The organism is Streptomyces sp. NPDC059743 (assembly GCF_042732975.1).
Classification (GTDB): Bacteria; Actinomycetota; Actinomycetes; order Streptomycetales; family Streptomycetaceae; genus Streptomyces.
Genome location: NZ_JBHWGS010000026.1, coordinates 67,430 through 87,862 on the forward strand (window position 1 = coordinate 67,430; position 20,433 = coordinate 87,862).

Here is a 20,433-nt window from a genome sequence, read left to right on the forward strand (position 1 = left end):
TCGGCCGTCAAGAATGCCGTCAGCTGGGGCGAGTGGTATCGCAGCTCGGAGGCAGTGCGACAGCGGCGGAAGTGGGAACGATCGCTGCCTATGTCGCCGCGCTCGGCGGCAGCTTGGAGATCGTCGCGAACTTCAACGGCACTCGGGTTGTTGTCGGCTGACGAGCCAGGACTGTCCGTTGTTGTGGTGGGCTCAGGTGAGTAGGTCCAGGTATGGGCCGAATTCCGATGCCAGGGTTAGGCGGCCCAGTTTTTGGTATTCGCGTTGGATCGCGTGGATCAGGGTGGGCATGGAGACCGGGGTGGCTGATTCGGCCGATAGGTAGGCCGCTGTGACGGCTACTGAGCGGATGTTGCCGCCTGCCAGTTCGAAGGATTCGGCGCAGAAGTCGAGGTCGAGGTCGGGGGCGCGGGGGAGGGTTCGGCCCAGGGAGCGGTCCCAGAGGAGGCGGCGTTGGGGCGGGTCCGGGATGGGGAAGTCGATGACCAGGTCCAGACGGCGGGTGAAGGCGTCGTCCAGGTTGGCGCGGAGATTGGTGGCCAGGATGGCGAGGCCGTCGAAGGACTCCATGCGTTGCAGGAGATAGGCGCTCTCGACGTTGGCGTAGCGGTCGTGGGCGTCCTTGACCTCGGAGCGTTTGCCGAAGATCGCGTCCGCCTCGTCGAAGAGCAGGACGCCGTTCACGCCGGCCGCTTCGGTGAAGATGCGTTCGAGGTTTTTCTCCGTTTCGCCTACGTATTTGTCGATGACTGTTGCCAGGTCAACCGTGTAGAGGTCCAGGCCCAGATCGGCCGCGATCACCTCGGCGGACATGGTCTTACCGGTGCCGGAGTCGCCGGCGAAGAGCGCCGATACGCCTCGGCCGCGCCCGCCGCCCGGCCGCATGCCCCATGCGCCGAGGACCTGGTCGCGGTAGCGGGCGCGGGCGGTGAGTTCGCGGAGCTGGGCGTGGGTGTCGGCGGGCAGGACCAGATCGGACCAGCTCACCGCGGGCTCGATACGGCGGGCCAGCCGGTCAAGGCCCGCGGCGTTCTGGGCGCGGGCGCCCTGCCGTACATGGTCGGAGGTGAGCGTCCCGCCGTCCAGCCGGGCCGTCTGCGCCGCGCTGCGTGCCGCGCCCTCGATCTGGTCCGGAGTGAGGAGGAACGGCGAGAGCAGTACGGGGATGTCGAGGCCGGACGGTACGGGAGCGGCGTACGCGTCCTGCCAGAGCGCGGCCCGTACGGACGGTTCCACCCGCGACGCGTGCAGGAGCAGCGGCGGACGGGCCGACCAGGCCGCGTCCCACGGGACCCGGCCGACGAGCACGGTGGGCAGCGGAGTACCGGTCAGCAGACGCAGCAGTTCCGGCCGGTCCCGGGCCAGCGCGTCCAGCGGCGCGCAGACCACCCCCGCACCCGTCAGCCGCGCCTCGCGCACCAGCGCGCGTACCGCTTCGGCCGGCGTCGGGTCCTCGGCCAGCCGCGACAGATCGAGGCCCAGTACGCCACGCCCCGCGAGGCTCAGCGCGGACGCGGCCACCGCCGTACCCGCGCCGCCCTGGTCCTCACGGAGATACGCCAGGCCGATGCCCGAACCGAGCGTACGAGCCAGCGGCCCGGGATCGCCGACGCCCTCGACGGCATGCCAGGGCGCCAGCAGATCCGCCAGCCGTGGATCGGGCGTGTCGTCGCCGAGCAGATGCATGGTGACCCGGTCGGGAACCCGTAACGCCCGCCCCAGAAAAGGACGTTCCGCCTCCTCCACCAGCAGCAGTCCCCCGGAACGCAGCGGCGCGTGCGGGCCCAGCCGGGCACGGGCGCTCGCGTCGGCGGGCGAGAGGCCGCAGAGCCCGAGGGCGAGACCGGTGGTCGGACGGCGGCGGGTCACATCGTCGTTGAGGTAGCCGTAGAACGCCTCGAAGCGGTCGTCCAGATCCGGTACGAGTGCGATGAGCAGGATCTCCACATCGAGAGGCGACAGGCCGAATTCCGTTGCCAGGGACGTCAGTCGGGACGGCGGCTCATCTGGCGCTGTCAGTACCGACGCCTCGCCCTGGGCCGGAACCGGGAACGTACGGCCCTCGTCCAGCAGCCGTGTGATCGTCTCCTCGGTGAGGTACAGGCCACGGAACGCGTCGTCCGGGTGGGGATCGGTGAGCTGACGCGCCTCGACCGCACGGCGGATACGTTGCTCCACGACGACGGCGCGGGCCAGCAGATGCCTCAGGTTCGAGTCCTTGTGCCGCCGAGGCTCGTCGTGCCGCTGAAGCTCATCGTGCTGCTGAAGCTCATCGTGCTGCTGAGGCTCGTCAGTCATCGCCTCTGGTTTCCGTGATACGGAGTGACAGGCCCGGGCGTGCGGTACCGGCTTCGGTACCGGCTTCGGTACCGGGCTCGGTGTCAGCTTTGCCGCCGTACACCGGCATCGACCGCCTCGTATCCGTACGCCCCCGCTCCTCCGGCGCATGGTCCCCGAAGCGCGCGTGCAGTCCCTCGTCGCCCACCGGCGGACCGGCCGGATACGTCGGCGACTCCGTCACCGGCACACTCACCACCAGATCCAGCGACGGCTTCAACTCCCCGCCGAGCGCGCTCCAGACATCCGCGAAGGAGCGGTCCTCCGGCGGAGGCAGCGCGATGGTCATCGGTACGGCGACCCCGATGTCCCCGAGGATTCCCGTCAACCGCTCGGGCGGCAGCGCCTCGTACCGCAGCAGACAGCTCAGGAGCGAGGAGAGCAGGCGGTGTTCGTCCTCGGGCCGTTTGGTCCAGGCCGTGATCAGATACGAGAGCTTGAAGAAGCGCGGCGGTCTGCGGCGGGCGACGACGGTGCCGCGTTCGTCGTACTCGTTGTACAGCCCGCGTTCGCGCCGTCGCATGTCCTCGCGGATGTCGTACAGATACAGATTGACCGTCGGCGCGTTGACCTTGGCGGCCCAGTCGCGGGTCGGCGCGTCGAACACCACCGCGATCTGGGCGCCTTCGAGCACCTCCGCCCTGAGCAGGGCGCGCAGCGTGTCATCGACCTCATGGATCATGACCCGACCTCCGTGACCCTCGTCATCCGGGCCGAAGAGGCCTCCGTCATCCCGGTCATCCGGGCCGAAGAGACCTCGGCGACCCCCGTCATCCGCGCCCCGCGAAGTCCGGTGGCTGGAGCTTGCGCTGGACCACCAGCACCGGTTTCTCCAGCCGGTCGAGATCCGTGACGTCCGCGCGGAGCTGGCGCGGCCCGAGCCGGTCCTTGCGGAGCACCAGCATCTGCGCCTCGAAGGTGCCGTCACCGCCGACGGTCACCGGCGCTCCCGCCGCGGTGATGCCCGCGCTCCAGCTCAGCCGTACGCGCGCGCCCGGCGGGTAATCCGTGCCGCGCGCCAGGACGACCTGTCCCGGTGTGGCCACCGCCGGAGTGACCGTCAGCCTCGGCTGGAGGACACGCAGCCGCGCCTGGTCCCTGTTGTCGGCAGCTCGGCGGTCAGGAAGTGTGGCGACGACGCTCCCGTGCACGTCTCCGCTGATCGCCGTCCGGTACGTGGCCGTCTGCGTCACCTCGATCCGACCGCCCGGCCGGATCGTGCACGGCGCGGTCGGCGTACAGCGGGACAGTCCCGCCAAGGTGCGCCTGCCGGGATCGGGCGTCCTGGGCCAGGCGGAGGTGAGGATGACACCGGTCGCTGTGTCCGGTCCCGCGTTGGTGAGGACGAAACGGGCGCGGGCGTCGCGCCCGGTGTACGTACGCTGCGGTTCGATCCGTACGTCCACGGCGACATCGGCCGTCGGCGGAAGAGGCGGCAGCGGCGGAACCGGCTGCTCCAGTACCTCCACCGTCGCCGTGTCGGTACCGGTGTTGCCGTTCGAGTCGGTGGCCGAGCAGGTGACCGTCGTACGGCCGACCGGGAAGAGCGAGCCCGAGGCGGGCGCGCACCGCGCGGGCAGCGGGCCGTCGTGGGCGTCCTCGGCGGTGGCGGTGAACGAGACGCGGGCGCCGTCCGGGTTCCTGGTCCGTACCGTACGGTCGTCCACGGTGACCACCGGTGCCTCGACATCGTTGACGGCGATGCTGATCGTCTGCGTCAGCGCGGGATCGGGCACGGCCCTCGGGCCGAGGCTCGCTGTGCCACTTGCCGTGCCGCCGGTCGCACCGCCCGTCGTACCGGAGCCCAGCAGGAACTGGACCGTGCAGGTCAGCGTGGTCCCCTGCGGAGCGTTCTCGGCGACCTCGATGGTCTCGTCGAAGGCCGCGGTCGCGCCACTGGTGAGGTTCCGGACGGGCGGTTCGAGGGTGACGGTGAGGGCGGGATCGCAGCCGTCGAGCTGGTAGCCGACGGAGGTGGGCAGATTGGTCAGGCCTTCGGCGATCTTGTCCGCCACCGCCTCCCCGTCGACATCGCTGAGCAGCGCGCCATTGGTCGCCTCGATGACTTTGTCGGCCTGGCCGGGCGGGTGCAGCGGGTCTTCCACCTGGTCGGGATAGTCGGGATTGTTGGCGTCGCCGGTTCCGTTGAGGCCGTCGCCTATCGCGGTGGCGATATCCACGCCCACGACCCTGATCCCACGGTCCTTCAGCGCGTTGATCGTGTCCGTGAGCGAGTGCCCCATGCTCGGGTCGTGGCTCGAAGCATCACCGACCAGCACGACCACCGGGCTCGCGTCCTCACGGAAGACGGTCCCGCCGTCGCTGCCGTGCGCGATCTGCCACAGTGCGTTGATCCAGTCCTCGGACGGTCCCATGCTGAACTCGCCACGGTGGGTGTCGAGTTCGTCGACGCCCGTCTGCACCGCGCCGAGATCGTGCGTGAGCGGCTGAAGAACGGTGTAGACCTCGCCGTTGTCGGCGTCGACCTCCTGGTCTCCGTACGTGGCCACGGCGAAGCGCGAGTCCGGCTGCTCCTCGCGCACCCTGTTGGTGATCACCGGGAGGTTCTGCTGAATCCTCGCGATCGCTGTGTTCATGCTGTAGGTGCCGTCCACCAGCAGCACGATGTCGGGCTTCGGCGGGATGGCGGGCGTACGGACCTGCTTGTCGACGGCGAGGATGCCGCCCGGGTCGAGCTCCTCCTCCACCACGGCCGGTGTGACGGGCGGTTCGGGAACGGCCGCGGCCGGCGCGGCGGCGGAACTGGGCAGGCTGCCGACCGCCAGCAGGAGCAGTACGAAGGGCAGCACGCGCAAGGCGGGCGCGACACGCGGTCGGTGTGCCTGCCACGTCCGTGCCGACGACCGTGCCTGCCACGTCCGTGCCGACGACCGTGCCTGCCACGTCTGTGCCGAGGACCGTGTCTGCCGTGGCCGCCCCGACCACCGTGTCCGGTGCGTCCGTGACGTCCGCAGGAGCCGCGCCCGTGCCGATCGCCGGAATCGCTGAGACCGCCGCACGGAACCCTCCCCAGATCGGCACGCCGGCCCTCACCATCCCCTGCTCGCGCCCCCGGCGGGCAGAGGGGCGCGAGTCAGTCCTGCGGGAACCCAGCTCTGCCCTTTCGGGCAGTGGTTCCGAGCCGTACCGCGAGCGGTTGGGCCGACGGCAGATGACGGCAGCTGACGGTACGTCAGATCAGCCCCTGACGCAGCGCGTACGCCACCGCATGAGAGCGATTACGCAGTTGCAGCCGGGTCATCACCGCGTGCAGCACGTTCTTTATGGTGCGTTCCGAGTAGGCGAGCTTCATCGCGATGTCGGCGGTGTCGTACCCCTCGGCGACCAGCCGCAGTACATCGATCTCCCGCGACGACAGGCCCGTGAAGTGCAGACCACGAGGCCCGAGCACCTGTCCCTGCAGTTTCCCCACCTGTTCGAGCAGCTTGCCGAGGAGGTCGGCGGGCACATGCCCTTCCCCGTTCGCCACCGCGACAATGACCCGTACGAGATGGTCGGGCGTCGCCTCCGACCGCCGCACCACACCGGCCACACCGCACTCCGCGGCGCTGACCAGCTTCTGTTCGTCTATCTCGGTGGCGACCAGCACGCCGCGGGAGGTACCACTGCGCTGGATGTTGCGCAGCATCCGCAACGCTTCGTCATCGATCACATCCACCACCACTACGACCACTTCCGGAGCGACCTCTTCCTCGTCGCCGCCGGCCAGTCTCACCTCCGGTCTGGTCCGCAACTGGCTCGCCACCCCGGCCTGGGAGATCGGATCCTGCGCGCATAAACCGACGATGGTACGTTCTGTCATGAATTTCCCCCTCCGCATATGCGAACCGATGGCGTCATCATGGGCGGAACCGGACCTGCGCGGCTTCGGTCCCAGTTGCCATACGCATCGGTAGCTACTCCTTTCCCACCAACGGCTGAGACGAAATCAGCTCCCACTGGATGGGCACCACATCTGCCCGAAAGTGTTCCTGTCCGGCCGCTGTTCGCGACTGTGAGCGGTCCTACCGTGCGGGCCATGAGTGTTACGGCGAGCCTCGACGCAACGACTGTCACCGCCGAGCCGGGCGTGGCGACGGACGTACCCCTACAGATCCTGAACTCCGGCAGCACCGTCGAGGAGTACCGCTTCGAGGTGGTCGGGGCCTGCGCGGCCTGGTCGACGGTGGAACCCGCGACCCTTTCCCTCTATCCGGGCGCCTCCGGTACCGTCGCCCTGCGGCTGAGCCCGCCGCGCGATCCGTCGGTGCCCGCGGGCGAGACTCCCTTCGGTGTACGTGTGCTGCCGACGAGCGAACCGGGCGAGGCGGTGGTGCCCGAAGGCCGGGTGACCGTGGCGCCGTTCACTGAAGTGACGTCGGAACTGGTGCCGCGCGGCTCGACCGGCGCCCGTCGCGGCAGACATCAACTCGCTGTCGACAACCGGGGAAACGCTCCGGTGACCGTACAACTGAGCGCGCGTACGGGCTCGGAGCGCGCACGGGTCGACTTCGCCGCCAAGGAACTGGTGATCCCGCCGGGACACGCGGACTTCGGGAAGTTACGGGTACGGCCGGCCAAGCGGATCTGGCGCGGAACGCCGGTGACGCATCAGTTCCAGGCTTTTGTGGCGTCGCAGTCGGCACAGTTGACGGACGGTCAGCAAGGCAGTCAGGAGGGAAGTCGGCAGCAGGATGAGTTGTCGCCGCCACCCTTCGAACCGCTCGTCCTGGACGGCTCGTACGAGCAGCAGGCCATCCTGCCGCGCTGGCTGCCTCGCGCGCTGGTCCTCGCGGCGGTGGTGGTCCTCGCGGCGGTCGGCCTCTGGTACGGGCTGCTCCGGCCGGCGGTTAAGTCGACGGCCCGCGAGGCGGTGACTCCGGAAGTGGTCGCGTCCGCCGCGCAGCAGACGCCCTCGCCGGGCGCCGGAGCCGCGAACGGCGGCAACGGCGCGGCGAACAGCGGCTCGACGGCAGGCGCCGACGGAGGCGCGGCCGGGGAGGGACAGCAGAGCAGCTCGGGCGCGGGATCCGGGTCCGGGGCGAGCTCCGGCTCGGACGCCGGCAGCGCGGCCGGGACAGGTACGCCCACCAGCGCACGTGTCGAGGTCAGGGACGCGGTCGGCGGCGGTACGAGCAGAGGATCGGCGTATCAGGTGCCCGCGGGCAGTACGTTCGAACTCACCGACATCGTGGTCCAGAACCCGCAGGGCGACGCCGGCACACTGGTCGTCTCCAGCCAGGACGCTCCCGTCCTGCGGCTGGCCCTGGAGAACTTCCGCGACACCGACTACCACTTCGTCACACCGATTCTGGTACCGGCCGGTGGCGAGATCACCATGACCGTCGACTGCCGGCAGGTGGGCAGGCCCGTGCAGGCGCCGAGGCCGTCGGGGTGCGCGGAGTCACTGCTGCTGGGCGGCACGCTGCGGACGGACGCGGCGCAGTAACGGCGGCGGGTCGGTCGGCGGAGAGGCAAAGAGAAGGCGGAGTAGAGGGCGGAGAGGGATCGGTCAGGCAGGCGGAGCCTCTTCTTCCTCCTCGGCGCCCTCCTCCGCCCGCTGGACGAAGGAGCCCTGTACGTCGGCCGGTTCCTCGTCCTCGCCCTCCGTGTCCTGGCGCTGTACGGACGGCGCGGACGACATGGACTGCACGGGCACGGACTGAACGTCCGCAGCAGGAGCAGGAGTCGGCGCCGGGCTCGGCCCGGACAGCACTCGGTCGGCGTTGGCGACGGCCTCCTGCTCGAAGCGGTCGGACGGATCGCTCACACGGATACCGCCGGGCGCCTCCGTACCCTCGACAGGCCCGTTGCGCTGCTGGACCACATGCGTCAACTCATGGGCCAGCGTGGTGCGTCCGCCGGGCGACGACGGATCGTAACTGTCCCGCTGGAAGACCACATGGTTGCCCACGGTGTACGCGTGCGCGCCGACGTCCTTCGCCGACTCGTGTGCCGCCGAGTCGGCGTGCACACGTACATCGGAGAAGTCGGCGCCCATCCGCGTCTCCATGTCGGTGCGGGTGTCGGTGTCGAGTGGCTGTCCGCCACCGGAGGAGACGACGTCGTGCACGGAGGAGCGCTCCTCCTCGGCCTGAACCTCCTCGGACTCCATTTCCCCGGCCCCGGCGGGCGCGGGGCCCTTGCCGAGCATCGATCCCACGGCGCTGTTCCCGACCGCCCGTTGCAGGCCGGCCATACCGACAGGTCCGACCACATCGGACCGTCCCGTCGCGGCGGCCTCGAAGAGACGCGACGCGCCGGCGGCTTCCCGTACGTCCGCCACGTCCGCCGTGCCCGTGGCCCGCGCGGACCGGAAGGACTCGTCGTGCTCGTGCCCTTGTGCCTGCTCCTGCTCGTGTTCGTGTGCGCGCATCGCGGTCTCCTCGGACCTCTCCGCCCTGCCTGCCGGCCTGCCTGAACCTCCACCGTCCACCCTCGCGGCGCGCGCGGCGGACCGTCCAGCCCCGGTCTCCATCGCCCGGGGGCACTCCGCCCTGCCTCTTGGGGCAGCGCGGACGCCCTGACGGCACACGGCGATGCCGGGCGGTCCTGGCGGGCATGTCGGACGGCCTTGGTGGGAGCGGTGGCCGGGAAAGGGCGGATCATGGCCGGTAAGGATTCACAGAGTGCCGGACAGGACGCTCGGACGTCCGGGGTTACGGGGAAGATCGATGAGACTCTGCTTTCTGGTGGAGGAGCAGTACCGGTACGACGGGATGCCCGTGGAGGTGATCCGCCGACTCACCGCCTGGGGGCACCGGGTGGATGTGCTGCGGCCTGGCAGTTCGCTGCTGCGGCTGTCGGAGACGGTGCGGGCGGGCAGCCATGATGCCTGGGTGCTCAAGACGGTGTCGGGAGGACCGGGACTGACACTGCTCGAAGCGGCGGCGGCGGTCGGGCTGACAACGGTCAATGACGCGCGGTCGATCCGTGGTGTGCGCGACAAGGCGCTCGCGGCGGTGATCGGGCGGAGCCGGGGGTTGCCGATGCCGGTGACGTACGCGGCGGCGCGGCCCGACGCGTTGGCGGAGCTGCCGGAGACGGAGTTCCCGCTGGTGGTCAAGCCCGCCGACGGGAGTTCGGGGCGCGCGGTACGGGTGGTGCCTTCACCGGACCGGCTGGCCGAGCTGGCGGGCGAACTGTCCGGCGAGGGCATGCTGATCGCCCAGCCGTATGTGCGCAACTCTGGGATCGACCTCAAGGTGTACTGCGTCGGCGGTGAGTTGTACGCGACCGAGCGCTGCTCACCGCTCCACCCCGACCGGCCCGCGCACGAGCGGCGCGTACCGCTGTCCGCCGAGATCGCGGGGATGGCGGCGGAGGTCGGGGCGGTGTACGGGCTCGATCTGTACGGCGTGGACGTGCTGCTGGGCCCGGACGGTCCGGTGATCGTCGACGTCAATGACTTCCCGAGCTTCCGGCTGGTGCCCGACGCGGTGGAACGGGTGGCGAGGGCCGTACTGGAACTGGCGCGTACGGGCGGCGCGCGGCCGAACATGGGTGAGGCAGCGTCGCGTACCGACGGTACGAGACCGAGCACCGACCGAACCGGACCGCGCACCAACGGGACAGGACCGCGTACGGACGGTACGGGACCGACCGCCGACGGGCCGGAACCGGGCACGGCGGACGTCATCCCGCTCCCGGAACCGGCGCGTGTTTCCGTACAGTTCCGCGCCACGGCGGCCGGTGAGGGCCGATGAGGATCTGTCTGATCACATCCCGGCCCGGCCATCCGCTTCTGTCCGCCACGACCGCACTGCTGACGCCGCGTCACGAGGTGGACTCGATCGATCCGGAGGCGGGAGATGACGCGTCCCGGCCGTCGGTGTCCGAGGGCTCGGGCGCGCTCGCCGATGTCTATCTCCTCAAGGCACGGACACCGCGCGCGCTGGCCCTGGCCCGGTCCTTCGAAAAGCGTGGCGCTCCCATGGTCAACTCGGCCGCCGCGACCGCACTCTGCCAGGACCGGGCGCCGATGGCCGAGCTGGCCCGGTCCGCCGGGCTGCCGTTCGCGAGTACACGCACGGTGGCCGCCCTACGGCAACTCGCGGCGGAGCCGGACCTGTTGCCGTATCCACTTGTGGTCAAGAGCCGCCACAGCCGACGGCACGATCTGGTCGCCCGTGTCGACAACGCCGTACGGCTGCGCCAACTGTGCGCGGAATGGCCCGACGAGCCGGTGGTGGTCCAGCCGTTCACCGCGAACAGCGGCTGGGACCACAAGCTATGGGTGATCGCCGGCCAGGTCTTCGCGGGCCTGCGCCGCTCGGAACTGGCCGATCCTCAGACAGATTCTCAGCGGGATTACCGGCCGGATTGCCAGCCGGACTCCCGGCCCGAGCCTGATCGCCTGCGCCGGCCCGGGAGCCGAGGCCCTGGCCCGACTCTCCCGCTGGCACTGGCCGATCTGCCCGGCGGATGGCTCGACTTGGTCCGCCAGGTCGGCTCGGTCTTCGCGCTCGACGTGTACGGCGTGGATCTGATCGACGCGGGCGGCGGCGCGCCACTGATCGTCGACATCAACGCCTTCCCCGGCATCAGAGGACAGGCGGGCGCGCCGGAGGCACTCGCGGCCCTGGCGCTGCGGGCGGCGACAGGCGAGGCGGAGGCGGCGACCGCCGTGCCGATGTGAGAGCTGTGCCGATAGGAGACTCGGGTGGTGTCCGGAGACCCTCCTGTCTCCCGTGTCCCATGGGTAAGTAATACTCACTTCATGGGTGCGAAGATTACGGGGAGGACCGCGAGGAAGATCGCGGATGCGCGCGGCGAGACGTTCGGAGGCGAAGCCGTACGGATCAGACGAGCGACCGCCCGCGACGCCAAGCGGCTCACCGCCCTCGTACGCTGCTCCCGTGCCTATGAGGGCCCGTACGCGCCGATGATCGCCGGCTACCGGGTCGGTCCCGACTACATCGAGGCCCATGAGGTCTTTGTGGCCGTCGGCTCCGGCGACCGGATCCTCGGCTTCTACGCCCTGATCCTGCTCACTCCCACTCCAACTCCCACTCCCGCTTCCACCCCGAGTCCCGCTCCCGCCACGGCGGAGCTCGACCTGATGTTCGTGGCCGACGACGCGCAGGGCCTCGGTATCGGCCGCCGGCTGATCGAGCATATGAAGGCCGGCGCGCGCGAGGCCGGGCTCGACCGTGTCCGTATCGTCTCGCACCCGCCCGCCGAGGGCTTCTACCGCAGCGTGGGCGCCCGGCGGACCGGCACAGAAGCCGCGAATCCACCCGCGGTGATGTGGGACCGCCCCGAACTGCTCCTGCCGATCGGGACAACCGCGCCGACCAGGCCGATCACGCGCGAGGGAAGCGACCGCGAGGGAAGCGGCTACGCGGCCTCGTCCACATGATGGACGCCGCCGTGCAGGGCGGCGGCCCACTCCCGCAGAAGCACTTCGTACGCCTCCGAGGGCCACGTACCGTCGGAGGCGTCGGCCGCGTCGACAAGCGCGCGGATCCGCTCATTGGCCGCGACGGCGTCGCGGGCCGAGGATGCGGTGGCACGAGTGGAGGACATATGACAAGCGTAGGCGCAGGGCGGGCGCCAAGACACCGTCGGGAGCGCGTCCTTGCTCACACTCCCTCGGCCCGACTCCGGCTCCCGCCCCGACCGGCCCCTACCTCTGGCTCGTCAGTGCCCGTGTCAGTGCCTGTCAGCCCGCCGATTCGCCCGCGTGCGGGCTCAGCGTGTCCGTGCCGATCAGTACGAACAGGGCGATGCCGAGCAGCACGCGGTAGATCACGAACGGCATGAAGCTCTTGGTCGTAATGAACTTCATGAACCAGGCGATAACGGCATATCCCACCGCGAACGCGATGATCGTGGCGAAGATCGTGGGGCCCCAGGACACATGGCCGCCGTTGCCCGCGTCCTTCAGTTCGAAGACTCCGGAGGCGAGGACTGCCGGGATCGCGAGCAGGAACGAGTAACGCGCCGCCGCCTCGCGGGTGTATCCCATCAGCAGACCGCCGCTGATCGTCGCGCCCGAGCGGGAGACGCCCGGGACCAGCGCCATCGCCTGGCAGATGCCGAAGATCAGACCGTCCCTGACGCCCAGCTCCTGGAGGGACTTGCGCTCCTTGATGGCGCGGTGCTTGCCGCCGGTCTCGTCACGCGCCGCCAGCCGGTCCGCGACACCCAGGACGATGCCCATCACGATCAGCGTGACGGCGATCAGCCGCAGATCGCGGAACGGGCCCTCGATCTGGTCCTTGAAGGTGACTCCGAGCACCCCGATCGGGATCGAGCCGACGATGACCAGCCAGCCCATCTGCGCGTCGTGGTTGCTGCGCATCGCCTTGTTCGTCAGCGAGCGGAACCATGCGGAAACGATACGGGCGATGTCCTTGCGGAAGTAGATCAGGACGGCGGCCTCGGTACCGATCTGCGTGATCGCGGTGAACGCCGCACCCGGGTCGTGCCAGCCCGCGAACGCCGCCGTCAGCCGCAGATGCGCGCTGGAGGAGATGGGCAGGAACTCGGTCAGTCCCTGGACGAGCCCGAGGACGAAAGATTCGAACCAAGACATGGGGTACTACGCCATCCAAGAGAGGATCATGCACTGGCCGGCGGAAACTGCGGGCACAGTGGCGGGCTGAGAGCTGACGGTCGATGCGCGGTTAGATCATATGGATGGGCAGATGGTCCTACTCACGTGGTCCTACGTCTCACGCCTGCTCGTCACTACGGACATGGCGTCGTTGAGGCCGGTGGCATGACGATCAGTGATCATCGATCAGCGATCACATGCCGGGTTGGGGCAGCCTAGCGTCTGAAGCTGACGGCACAGCTGGCAGCCCCCTGCCATCACCTTTGTCATCAGCCCTGCCGTCGGTGGCCCCGGCTCCCATTCACTGTGCTCACTCCCGTAGAGCATTGCGCGCGGTGAAAGTCCTACACATGGCGTATTGCGGAGAGGGATAGCTCACAGGCGCGCGCTCTGCTGCTCGTTCGGCGTGCTGTCCTAACATCTGGGCATGACGGTCCTGCCTGACGACGGGCTTTCCCTGGCCGCCGAGTTCCCCGACGCGACCCGCGAGCAGTGGCAGAGCCTGGTGGCAGGCGTGCTGCGCAAATCGGGTCGTGATGTCTCGGGGCCGGCCGCCGAGGAGGCACTTGCCACGACGCTTCAGGACGGGCTCATCACCCGTCCGCTCTACACCGCCGAAGACGCGCCGGGCGGCCGGATCACGCCCGGCGGCCAGGACGCGCCGGGCGCCGGCACCCCTCCCAGCGCCGCCGCCTCTCCCGGTTTCGTCGGCTATCCAGGTTTCGCGCCGTTCGTCCGAGGCAGCCGGCCCGAGGGCGGTGCCGTCTCCGGCTGGGACGTACGTCAGCGTCATACGCGGCCCGATCCCGCCCGTACCAATGAAGCCGTGCTTGCCGACCTCGAAAACGGCGTCACCTCCCTGTGGCTGGGCGTGGGAGCCGCCGGAGTCCCGGTGAGCGGTCTGGCCACCGCGCTCGACGGTGTCTATCTCGACCTGGCTCCCGTCGCACTCGACGCGGGCGACGAATTCGGGCCCGCCGCACGGGAGTTGCTGAGGCTGTACGACGAGCGCGAGGTGCCTCGCCACCAGGCGCGCGGCACTCTCGGCGCCGATCCCGTCGCTCAACTCGCCCGTACCGGACGGGAGACGGACGGCCACACCGAGGAGGCCGCGGAACTCGCCGCGCTCTGCGACCGTGAGTATCCCGGTCTGCGCGCCATCACCGTCGACGCCCTGCCGTACCACGAGGCCGGCGCCTCGGACGCCCAGGAGCTGGGCTGTTCGCTCGCCACTGGCGTCGGCTGGCTGCGTGAGCTCACCGCGGCCGGACTCTCCGTCGAAGCGGCCTGCGGACAGCTCGAATTCCGCTACGCGGCCACCGCCGACCAGTTCCTCACGATCTCCAAACTCCGTGCCGCGCGCAGGCTCTGGGCCCGGGTGGCCGAGGTCTGCGGCGCGCCTGCCGCCGGCGCACAGCTCCAGCACGCCGTGACCTCACCGGTGATGATGACCAAGCGCGATCCCTGGGTGAACATGCTGCGCACCACGGTCGCCTCGCTGGCGGCCGGCCTGGGCGGCGCCGACGCCGTGACCGTACTGCCGTTCGATCACTCTCTCGGGCTCTCCGACGCCTTCTCCCGCAGGATCGCGCGCAATACTTCGACGATCCTGCTGGAGGAGTCGCATCTCGGACGGGTCATCGATCCGGCGGGCGGCTCCTGGTACGTGGAACGGCTCACCGACGAACTCGCCCACGCGGCCTGGGCGTGGTTCCAGGAGATCGAGCGCGCAGGCGGCCAACGCGCCGCCCTGCGTGACGGGTTGATCGAGGAGCGGCTCTCGGACACCTGGCGGGAGCGCTCGGAGAAGCTTGCCCGGAGGCGTGAACCCATCACCGGAGTCAGCGAGTTCCCGCAGCTCTCGCAGCCTCCGGTGGAACGGGATCCGGCGCCCGGGACATCCGTCGGCGGGCTTGGCGGGCTTGGCGGGCTTGGTGGGCTTGGTGGGCTTGGCGGGCTGCCCGTCGTCCGCCGTGACGAGGCGTACGAGGCGCTCCGCGCCCGCTCCGACGCGTATCTCGCCGCCACCGGCGCCCGGCCACGGGTCTTTCTGGCGGCTCTCGGACCGGCCGCCGCGCACACGGCACGGGCCACCTTCGCCGCCAGTCTCTTCCAGGCCGGCGGGATCGAGCCGGTCCACGAGCCGGTGTCGGTCGACGCGGAGACCGCCGCCGACGCCTTCACCCGCAGCGGAGCGTCCGTCGCCTGCCTCTGCTCCAGCGACACGCTCTACACCGAGCACGCCGCGCCCGTCGCGGCGGCGCTCAAGTCCGCCGGCGCGCTGCGGGTCTTTCTCGCCGGCCGGCCCGGCGAGCACCGTGAGACATATCTGGAGGCCGGAGTGGACGAGTTCGTCGTCGCGGGCGGCGACGCGGTCGCCGTCCTCACCTCCGTACTCGACCGGATGGGAGTGGCGTGATGGGGATCCCCGACTTCACCGAGATCGGCCTGTCCAAGAGCGGCCTGTCCGAGACCGGCCCGGGACCCGGTGACAGCGCCGCGGTCACCGAGGACCAGTGGCGTACGGCCGTCAAGGAGCGGACCGGCCGCGCGGACGGCGAGCTGGTCTGGGAGACGCCCGAGGGCATCGCCGTCAAACCGCTCTACACCGCGCAGGACACGGCCGGTCTCGACTTCCTCGCCACGTATCCGGGCATCGCGCCGTATCTGCGCGGCCCGTACCCGACGATGTACGTCAATCAGCCCTGGACGATCCGGCAGTACGCCGGCTTCTCCACCGCCGAGGAGTCCAACGCCTTCTACCGGCGCAATCTCGCCGCCGGACAGAAGGGCCTGTCGGTCGCCTTCGATCTGCCGACGCACCGCGGCTACGACAGCGACCATCCGCGGGTGACCGGCGATGTCGGGATGGCAGGTGTGGCCATCGACTCCATCTACGACATGCGACAGCTCTTCGACGGCATCCCGCTGGACCGGATGAGCGTGTCGATGACGATGAACGGCGCCGTACTGCCCGTACTCGCCCTCTACATCGTGGCCGCCGAGGAGCAGGGCGTACCGCCCGAGAAGCTGGCCGGGACCATCCAGAACGACATCCTCAAGGAGTTCATGGTCCGCAACACCTATATCTATCCGCCGAAGCCCTCGATGCGGATCATCTCCGACATCTTCGCGTACACCTCGCGCAAGATGCCGCGCTACAACTCCATCTCCATCTCGGGCTATCACATCCAGGAAGCGGGCGCGACGGCCGATCTGGAGCTGGCGTACACCCTCGCGGACGGCGTGGAGTATCTGCGCGCCGGACTCGGCGCGGGGCTCGACGTGGACGCGTTCGCGCCGCGGCTCTCCTTCTTCTGGGCGATCGGCATGAACTTCTTCATGGAGATCGCCAAGCTGCGGGCGGCCCGGCTGCTGTGGGCCAAGCTGGTCAAGAAGTTCGATCCGAAGAACGCCAAGTCGCTTTCGCTGCGCACCCATTCACAGACCTCCGGCTGGTCGCTCACCGCGCAGGACGTCTTCAACAACGTCACACGCACCTGTGTGGAGGCGATGGCCGCCACCCAGGGCCATACGCAGTCGCTGCACACCAACGCGCTGGACGAGGCGCTGGCCCTGCCCACCGACTTCTCGGCCCGTATCGCCCGCAACACGCAGTTGCTGCTCCAGCAGGAGTCGGGCACCTGCCGGGTGACCGATCCCTGGGGCGGCAGCGCGTACGTCGAGAAACTGACGTACGACCTGGCGCGGCGCGCCTGGCAGCACATCGAGGAGGTCGAGGCGGCGGGCGGTATGGCGCAGGCCATCGACGCGGGAATCCCCAAGCTCCGGGTGGAGGAGGCCGCCGCGCGTACGCAGGCGCGGATCGACTCCGGGCGGCAGCCGGTCATCGGCGTGAACAAGTACCGGGTGGAGAGCGGCTCGGACGAGCAGATCGACGTCCTCAAGGTCGACAATTCCTCGGTGCGGGCCCAGCAGATCGAGAAGCTGCGGCGGCTGCGCGCCGAGCGGGACGAGAACGCCTGCCAGGACGCGCTACGGGCGCTTACGGTGGCGGCGGAGGCGGGTTCCGGTGGCTCCGGTGGCGCGGGCTCCGGAGCCGGCCTGGGCGGCCCGGGCGGTCTGGACGGGAATCTGCTGGCGCTCGCAGTGAACGCGGCCCGCGCGATGGCCACCGTCGGCGAGATCTCGGACGCCCTGGAGAAGGTGTACGGGCGTCACTCGGGCCAGATCCGTACGATCTCCGGTGTGTACCGGAACGAGGCAGGCACCTCCCCGGCCGTGGAGAGCACCCGTGCCGTGGTCGAGGAATTCGAACGGGCCGAGGGACGCCGTCCGCGCATCCTGGTGGCCAAGATGGGGCAGGACGGCCATGACCGCGGCCAGAAGGTGATCGCGACGGCCTTCGCCGACCTGGGCTTCGACGTCGATGTCGGCCCGCTGTTCCAGACACCGGCCGAGGTGGCGCGGCAGGCGGTCGAGGCGGACGTCCATATCGTCGGCGTCTCCTCGCTGGCGGCCGGGCACCTCACACTCGTACCGGCGCTGCGCGAACAGCTCGCGGCGGAGGGCCGGGAGGACATCATGATCGTTGTCGGCGGAGTGATCCCGCCGCAGGACATCGAGGAACTGCGCCGTGCGGGCGCGGCGGCGGTCTTCCCGCCGGGCACGGTGATTCCGGACGCGGCGCGGGATCTGCTGAGGGCGCTGGGGGAGTCGCTGGGGCATGAGGGGTACGGGGCGGGGGGTGCCGAGGGCGCAGGGGGCGCCGAGGGCGCGGCGTACGGTGCGGGCGGGCGGTGAGCGCGTGCCGCCGCGGATCGACATCGACAGTTACGTCAAGGGCGTGCTGGACGGGTCCCGCTCGTACATCGCCCGTGCCGTCACTCTGGTCGAGTCCACGAGGCCCGACCACCGCAGGCTGGCCCAGCTGCTGCTGACCGAGCTGCTGCCGCACTCCGGGAAGGCGCGCAGGATCGGGATCAGCGGTGTGCCCGGTGTCGGCAAGTCGACTTTTATCGACGCGCTGGGAACGCTGCTCACGGGCCTCGGCCACCGGGTCGCGGTGCTGGCCGTCGATCCGTCCTCCACCAGGACGGGCGGATCCATCCTGGGCGACAAGACACGGATGGAGCGGCTGGCGGTGGACCCGGCGGCGTTCGTACGCCCGTCGCCCACGGCGGGCACGCTCGGCGGCGTCGCCAAGGCGACCAGGGAGACCATCATCGTGATGGAGGCGGCGGGATACGACGTCGTCCTGGTGGAGACCGTGGGTGTCGGCCAGTCCGAGACGACGGTGGCCAATATGGTCGACTCCTTCCTGCTGCTCAGCCTCGCCCGTACCGGCGACCAGCTCCAGGGCATCAAGAAGGGCGTGCTGGAACTGGCGGACGTCATCGCCGTCAACAAGGCCGACGGCCCGCACGAACGCGACGCGCGCTCCGCCGCGCGTGAACTCGCGGGCGCGCTGCGGCTGATGCATCCGGTGGACGCGGCGTGGACGCCGCCGGTGCTGAGTTGCAGCGCGCGGGAGGGTACGGGGCTGGACGCGGTGTGGGAGCGGCTGGAACAGCACCGTGCGGTCCTCGGCGCGGACGGCCGCCTGTCCAGGAAGCGCAGCGACCAGCAGGTCGACTGGACCTGGTCGATGGTCCGCGACCACCTCCTGGACCGACTGCGCGAGCACCCGGGCGTACGGGAGCTGACGCCGACGCTGGAACGAGAGGTACGGGAGGGAACACTGACGGCAACGCTGGCGGCGGAACGGATTATTGAGGCGCTGAGGTAGGCGGAGCGGTGCGCCTCCCGGCGGGGCCGTGGTGCGGGGTGCGTTTCGGCTGGGGCCGGTGGGTGTGTGCGGGTTGTCGGTCGCTGCCGTTCAGGATGCGCCTGCGGCGCGGTGCGCGCGGGGGCGCCTGCGGCGCCCGCGCGGGGGCGCCTGCGGCGCCGGGGTGCGGTGCGGTGGTGGGTGCGGGTGCCGGGGCCTCCGGAGGTACATGTCCGGACGGCATGATTTACGCCGCGTGCGGGTTGCGTTGTTGTGTGCGGGCCGGTGTGCGGCACAAATCACGCTTTAGTGTCCGGACACGCACCTCCTCCGACCCCGCCCCCCTCCCGCCGGTTGCCCGGCTTTCCGCCCGGTCCGGGCCCGCATATCCAGCCCGTCCGGCGATTGAGGACGGAACCGCCCGCCCCGGCGCCGGGCTTCCGGACGGTGAGGGTGAGTGGGAACGCCCCGCCTGGCCGCAGGCCGAAAATCAAGCCCGTCCGGCGATTGAGGACACGGCCTACGGGCCGTCAGTGGTACGCGCCGCGTACTCCGCGTCCAGGTCGGTCACAGTGAACTCGCCTAGCTCTACGATCAGTTGTGTGGCCAGGAGCCAAGGGAGTGGCGGGCTTTGGCGTCATCGTGCCACCGTCCTCGTCGGCCGGGTTACTGGGCTTCGCCCGCGTGACGTCTCAGTGGCCCGGGCCCGAGGTCAGGACCATGCGGAAGCGGGCCTTGCTCGCGAGCATCTTGTCCAGCGCCGGGCCGGCCTCGGTGAGTGGTACTTCCTCGGTCATGGGCCGGACACCGGTGAGGGCCGCGAAGCGCAGGGTCTCCTCGACCTCGCGCGAGGTGCCGGAGGCATGGCCGTACACCTTGCGCGTACCGGTGATCAACTGGATCGTGCTGATCTGGAGCGGTTCCGGATGGAGTGCGATGACGATCAGTTCGCCGCGGTGGCCCAGCCCGTCCAGCGTGTCGGTCGCCGCCTTGCTGTTGGTCGCGGTGTTGAGGACTACCTTGGCGCCGCCAAGGGCCCTCAGCTCCGCCGCGACGTCCTGGCTCCGGTTGTCGATGTAGTGGCGCGCCCCCAGCTCGCGCGCGAGCGGCTCCTTGTCCTTTCCGCGTGCGATGGCGACCGTCTCGAATCCCATCTTGTCCGCGAACTGCACGCCGAGATGGCCGAGTCCGCCGACGCCGATGATGGCGACCAGATCGCCGGGACGGGCGGCGCTGCGGCTGAGCGCGCTGCACACGGTGACACCGGCGCAGCCCATCGGCGCCGCGTCCACGAAGCTGAAGCCGTCCGGGATACGGGCCAGGGCCGAGGCGGGCACCACGACCGTGTCGGCGTAGCCGCCGGGATAGGCCAGGCCCGGCGTCTGGAGAGTGGCGCAGTTGATGGCGTCACCGTCACGACACGCCACACAGTGGCCGCAGTTGCCGCCGAACCAGCCGACGGCGACACGCTGTCCCTTCTCGAACTCCTCGACACCGTCCCCGATGGCGTCGATGCGTCCGGCGATCTCATGGCCCGGGACCATCGGGAACGGCGCTTCGGGGAATCCGCCCTCGATCATCACGGCATCGGTGTGGCAGACGCCGCAGGCCTCGACGGCGACCCGCACCTGGCCGGGACCGGGCTCGCGGAACTCCTTCTCGACGAGATGCGGGGCCGCGCCCGGCCGGTCGACCTGCATGGCGCGGTAGGTACGAGTCTTGGTGCTGGTCATCACTGGCCCCCTACGTGTGGGCATGCATTACGTGTAGGCATGTCGATGTGCGCGCTGTGTGTCTGCTCGCGGGC

General features: G+C 70.0%; 15 protein-coding genes. 7 read left to right on the forward strand and 8 right to left on the reverse strand.

Annotated features, from left to right (window positions below):
* Positions 1-192: 192 nt before the first annotated feature.
* The 4 genes from ACFV6H_RS34890 to ACFV6H_RS34905 all read right to left on the reverse strand — a co-directional run bounded on the left by ACFV6H_RS34890 (position 193) and on the right by ACFV6H_RS34905 (position 6,160).
* Positions 193-2,298 carry an ATP-binding protein gene (locus ACFV6H_RS34890; protein ID WP_385550520.1) on the reverse strand — a complete coding sequence of 702 codons (2,106 nt, stop codon included), beginning with the start codon at positions 2,296-2,298 and terminating at the stop codon, positions 193-195.
* The gene (locus tag ACFV6H_RS34895) at positions 2,291-3,019 is read right to left on the reverse strand and encodes a DUF4255 domain-containing protein (protein WP_385550522.1); all 729 of its coding nucleotides are present in this window, start codon (positions 3,017-3,019) and stop codon (positions 2,291-2,293) included. Before ACFV6H_RS34895 ends, ACFV6H_RS34890 begins: the two co-directional genes overlap by 8 nt.
* An 88-nt stretch (positions 3,020-3,107) precedes the next feature.
* On the reverse strand, positions 3,108-5,147 hold the full coding sequence (locus tag ACFV6H_RS34900; protein WP_385550524.1) for a VWA domain-containing protein: 2,040 nt from the start codon (positions 5,145-5,147) through the stop codon (positions 3,108-3,110).
* A 383-nt stretch (positions 5,148-5,530) separates the two neighbouring features.
* Positions 5,531-6,160 (reverse strand): response regulator transcription factor, encoded by a 630-nt coding sequence (locus tag ACFV6H_RS34905; protein ID WP_093602281.1) that lies wholly within the window; start codon positions 6,158-6,160, stop codon positions 5,531-5,533.
* A gap of 216 nt (positions 6,161-6,376) precedes the next feature.
* Here ACFV6H_RS34905 and ACFV6H_RS34910 point away from each other — a divergent pair, with 216 nt between their 5' ends.
* On the forward strand, positions 6,377-7,786 hold the full coding sequence (locus tag ACFV6H_RS34910) for a hypothetical protein (protein WP_385550526.1): 1,410 nt from the start codon (positions 6,377-6,379) through the stop codon (positions 7,784-7,786).
* 63 nt (positions 7,787-7,849) lie between these two features.
* Here ACFV6H_RS34910 and ACFV6H_RS34915 read toward each other — a convergent pair whose 3' ends face one another.
* Entirely contained in the window at positions 7,850-8,713 is an 864-nt protein-coding gene (locus tag ACFV6H_RS34915) for a DUF4157 domain-containing protein (RefSeq protein WP_385550528.1), read from the reverse strand.
* Positions 8,714-9,011: 298 nt separating this feature from the next.
* Here ACFV6H_RS34915 and ACFV6H_RS34920 point away from each other — a divergent pair, with 298 nt between their 5' ends.
* From ACFV6H_RS34920 to ACFV6H_RS34930, 3 genes are all read left to right on the forward strand, one after another.
* Positions 9,012-10,043, forward strand: a complete 1,032-nt coding sequence (locus ACFV6H_RS34920) for a RimK family alpha-L-glutamate ligase (protein ID WP_385550530.1) — start codon at positions 9,012-9,014, stop codon at positions 10,041-10,043.
* Positions 10,040-10,975, forward strand: a complete 936-nt coding sequence (locus tag ACFV6H_RS34925) for a RimK family alpha-L-glutamate ligase (protein ID WP_385550532.1) — start codon at positions 10,040-10,042, stop codon at positions 10,973-10,975. The genes ACFV6H_RS34920 and ACFV6H_RS34925 overlap by 4 nt, the downstream gene beginning before the upstream one ends.
* 81 nt (positions 10,976-11,056) lie before the next feature.
* Complete coding sequence (locus ACFV6H_RS34930; protein WP_385550534.1) at positions 11,057-11,698, forward strand: GNAT family N-acetyltransferase; 642 nt, start codon at positions 11,057-11,059, stop codon at positions 11,696-11,698.
* Here the strand turns inward: ACFV6H_RS34930 and ACFV6H_RS34935 are convergent.
* Entirely contained in the window at positions 11,677-11,865 is a 189-nt protein-coding gene (locus tag ACFV6H_RS34935; protein WP_093603465.1) for a hypothetical protein, read from the reverse strand. The two genes, ACFV6H_RS34930 and ACFV6H_RS34935, sit on opposite strands and share 22 nt — an antisense overlap.
* Positions 11,866-12,001: 136 nt before the next feature.
* Entirely contained in the window at positions 12,002-12,877 is an 876-nt protein-coding gene (locus tag ACFV6H_RS34940) for an undecaprenyl-diphosphate phosphatase (RefSeq protein ID WP_384986577.1), read from the reverse strand.
* A gap of 448 nt (positions 12,878-13,325) precedes the next feature.
* Between ACFV6H_RS34940 and ACFV6H_RS34945 the strand changes: the two genes are divergently transcribed.
* From ACFV6H_RS34945 to meaB, 3 genes are read left to right on the forward strand one after another with little or no spacing between them, the layout of a single operon-like run.
* The gene (locus tag ACFV6H_RS34945) at positions 13,326-15,317 is read left to right on the forward strand and encodes a methylmalonyl-CoA mutase family protein (RefSeq protein WP_385550537.1); all 1,992 of its coding nucleotides are present in this window, start codon (positions 13,326-13,328) and stop codon (positions 15,315-15,317) included.
* Positions 15,317-17,662, forward strand: a complete 2,346-nt coding sequence (scpA, locus tag ACFV6H_RS34950) for a methylmalonyl-CoA mutase (RefSeq protein WP_385550539.1) — start codon at positions 15,317-15,319, stop codon at positions 17,660-17,662. Before ACFV6H_RS34945 ends, scpA begins: the two co-directional genes overlap by 1 nt.
* A 4-nt stretch (positions 17,663-17,666) precedes the next feature.
* Entirely contained in the window at positions 17,667-18,647 is a 981-nt protein-coding gene (meaB, locus tag ACFV6H_RS34955; RefSeq protein ID WP_385550541.1) for a methylmalonyl Co-A mutase-associated GTPase MeaB, read from the forward strand.
* 671 nt (positions 18,648-19,318) lie between these two features.
* Here meaB and ACFV6H_RS34960 read toward each other — a convergent pair.
* Positions 19,319-20,359: an alcohol dehydrogenase catalytic domain-containing protein gene (locus tag ACFV6H_RS34960; RefSeq protein ID WP_385550543.1), complete on the reverse strand. Its 1,041-nt coding sequence runs from the start codon at positions 20,357-20,359 to the stop codon at positions 19,319-19,321.
* Positions 20,360-20,433: the final 74 nt, after the last annotated feature.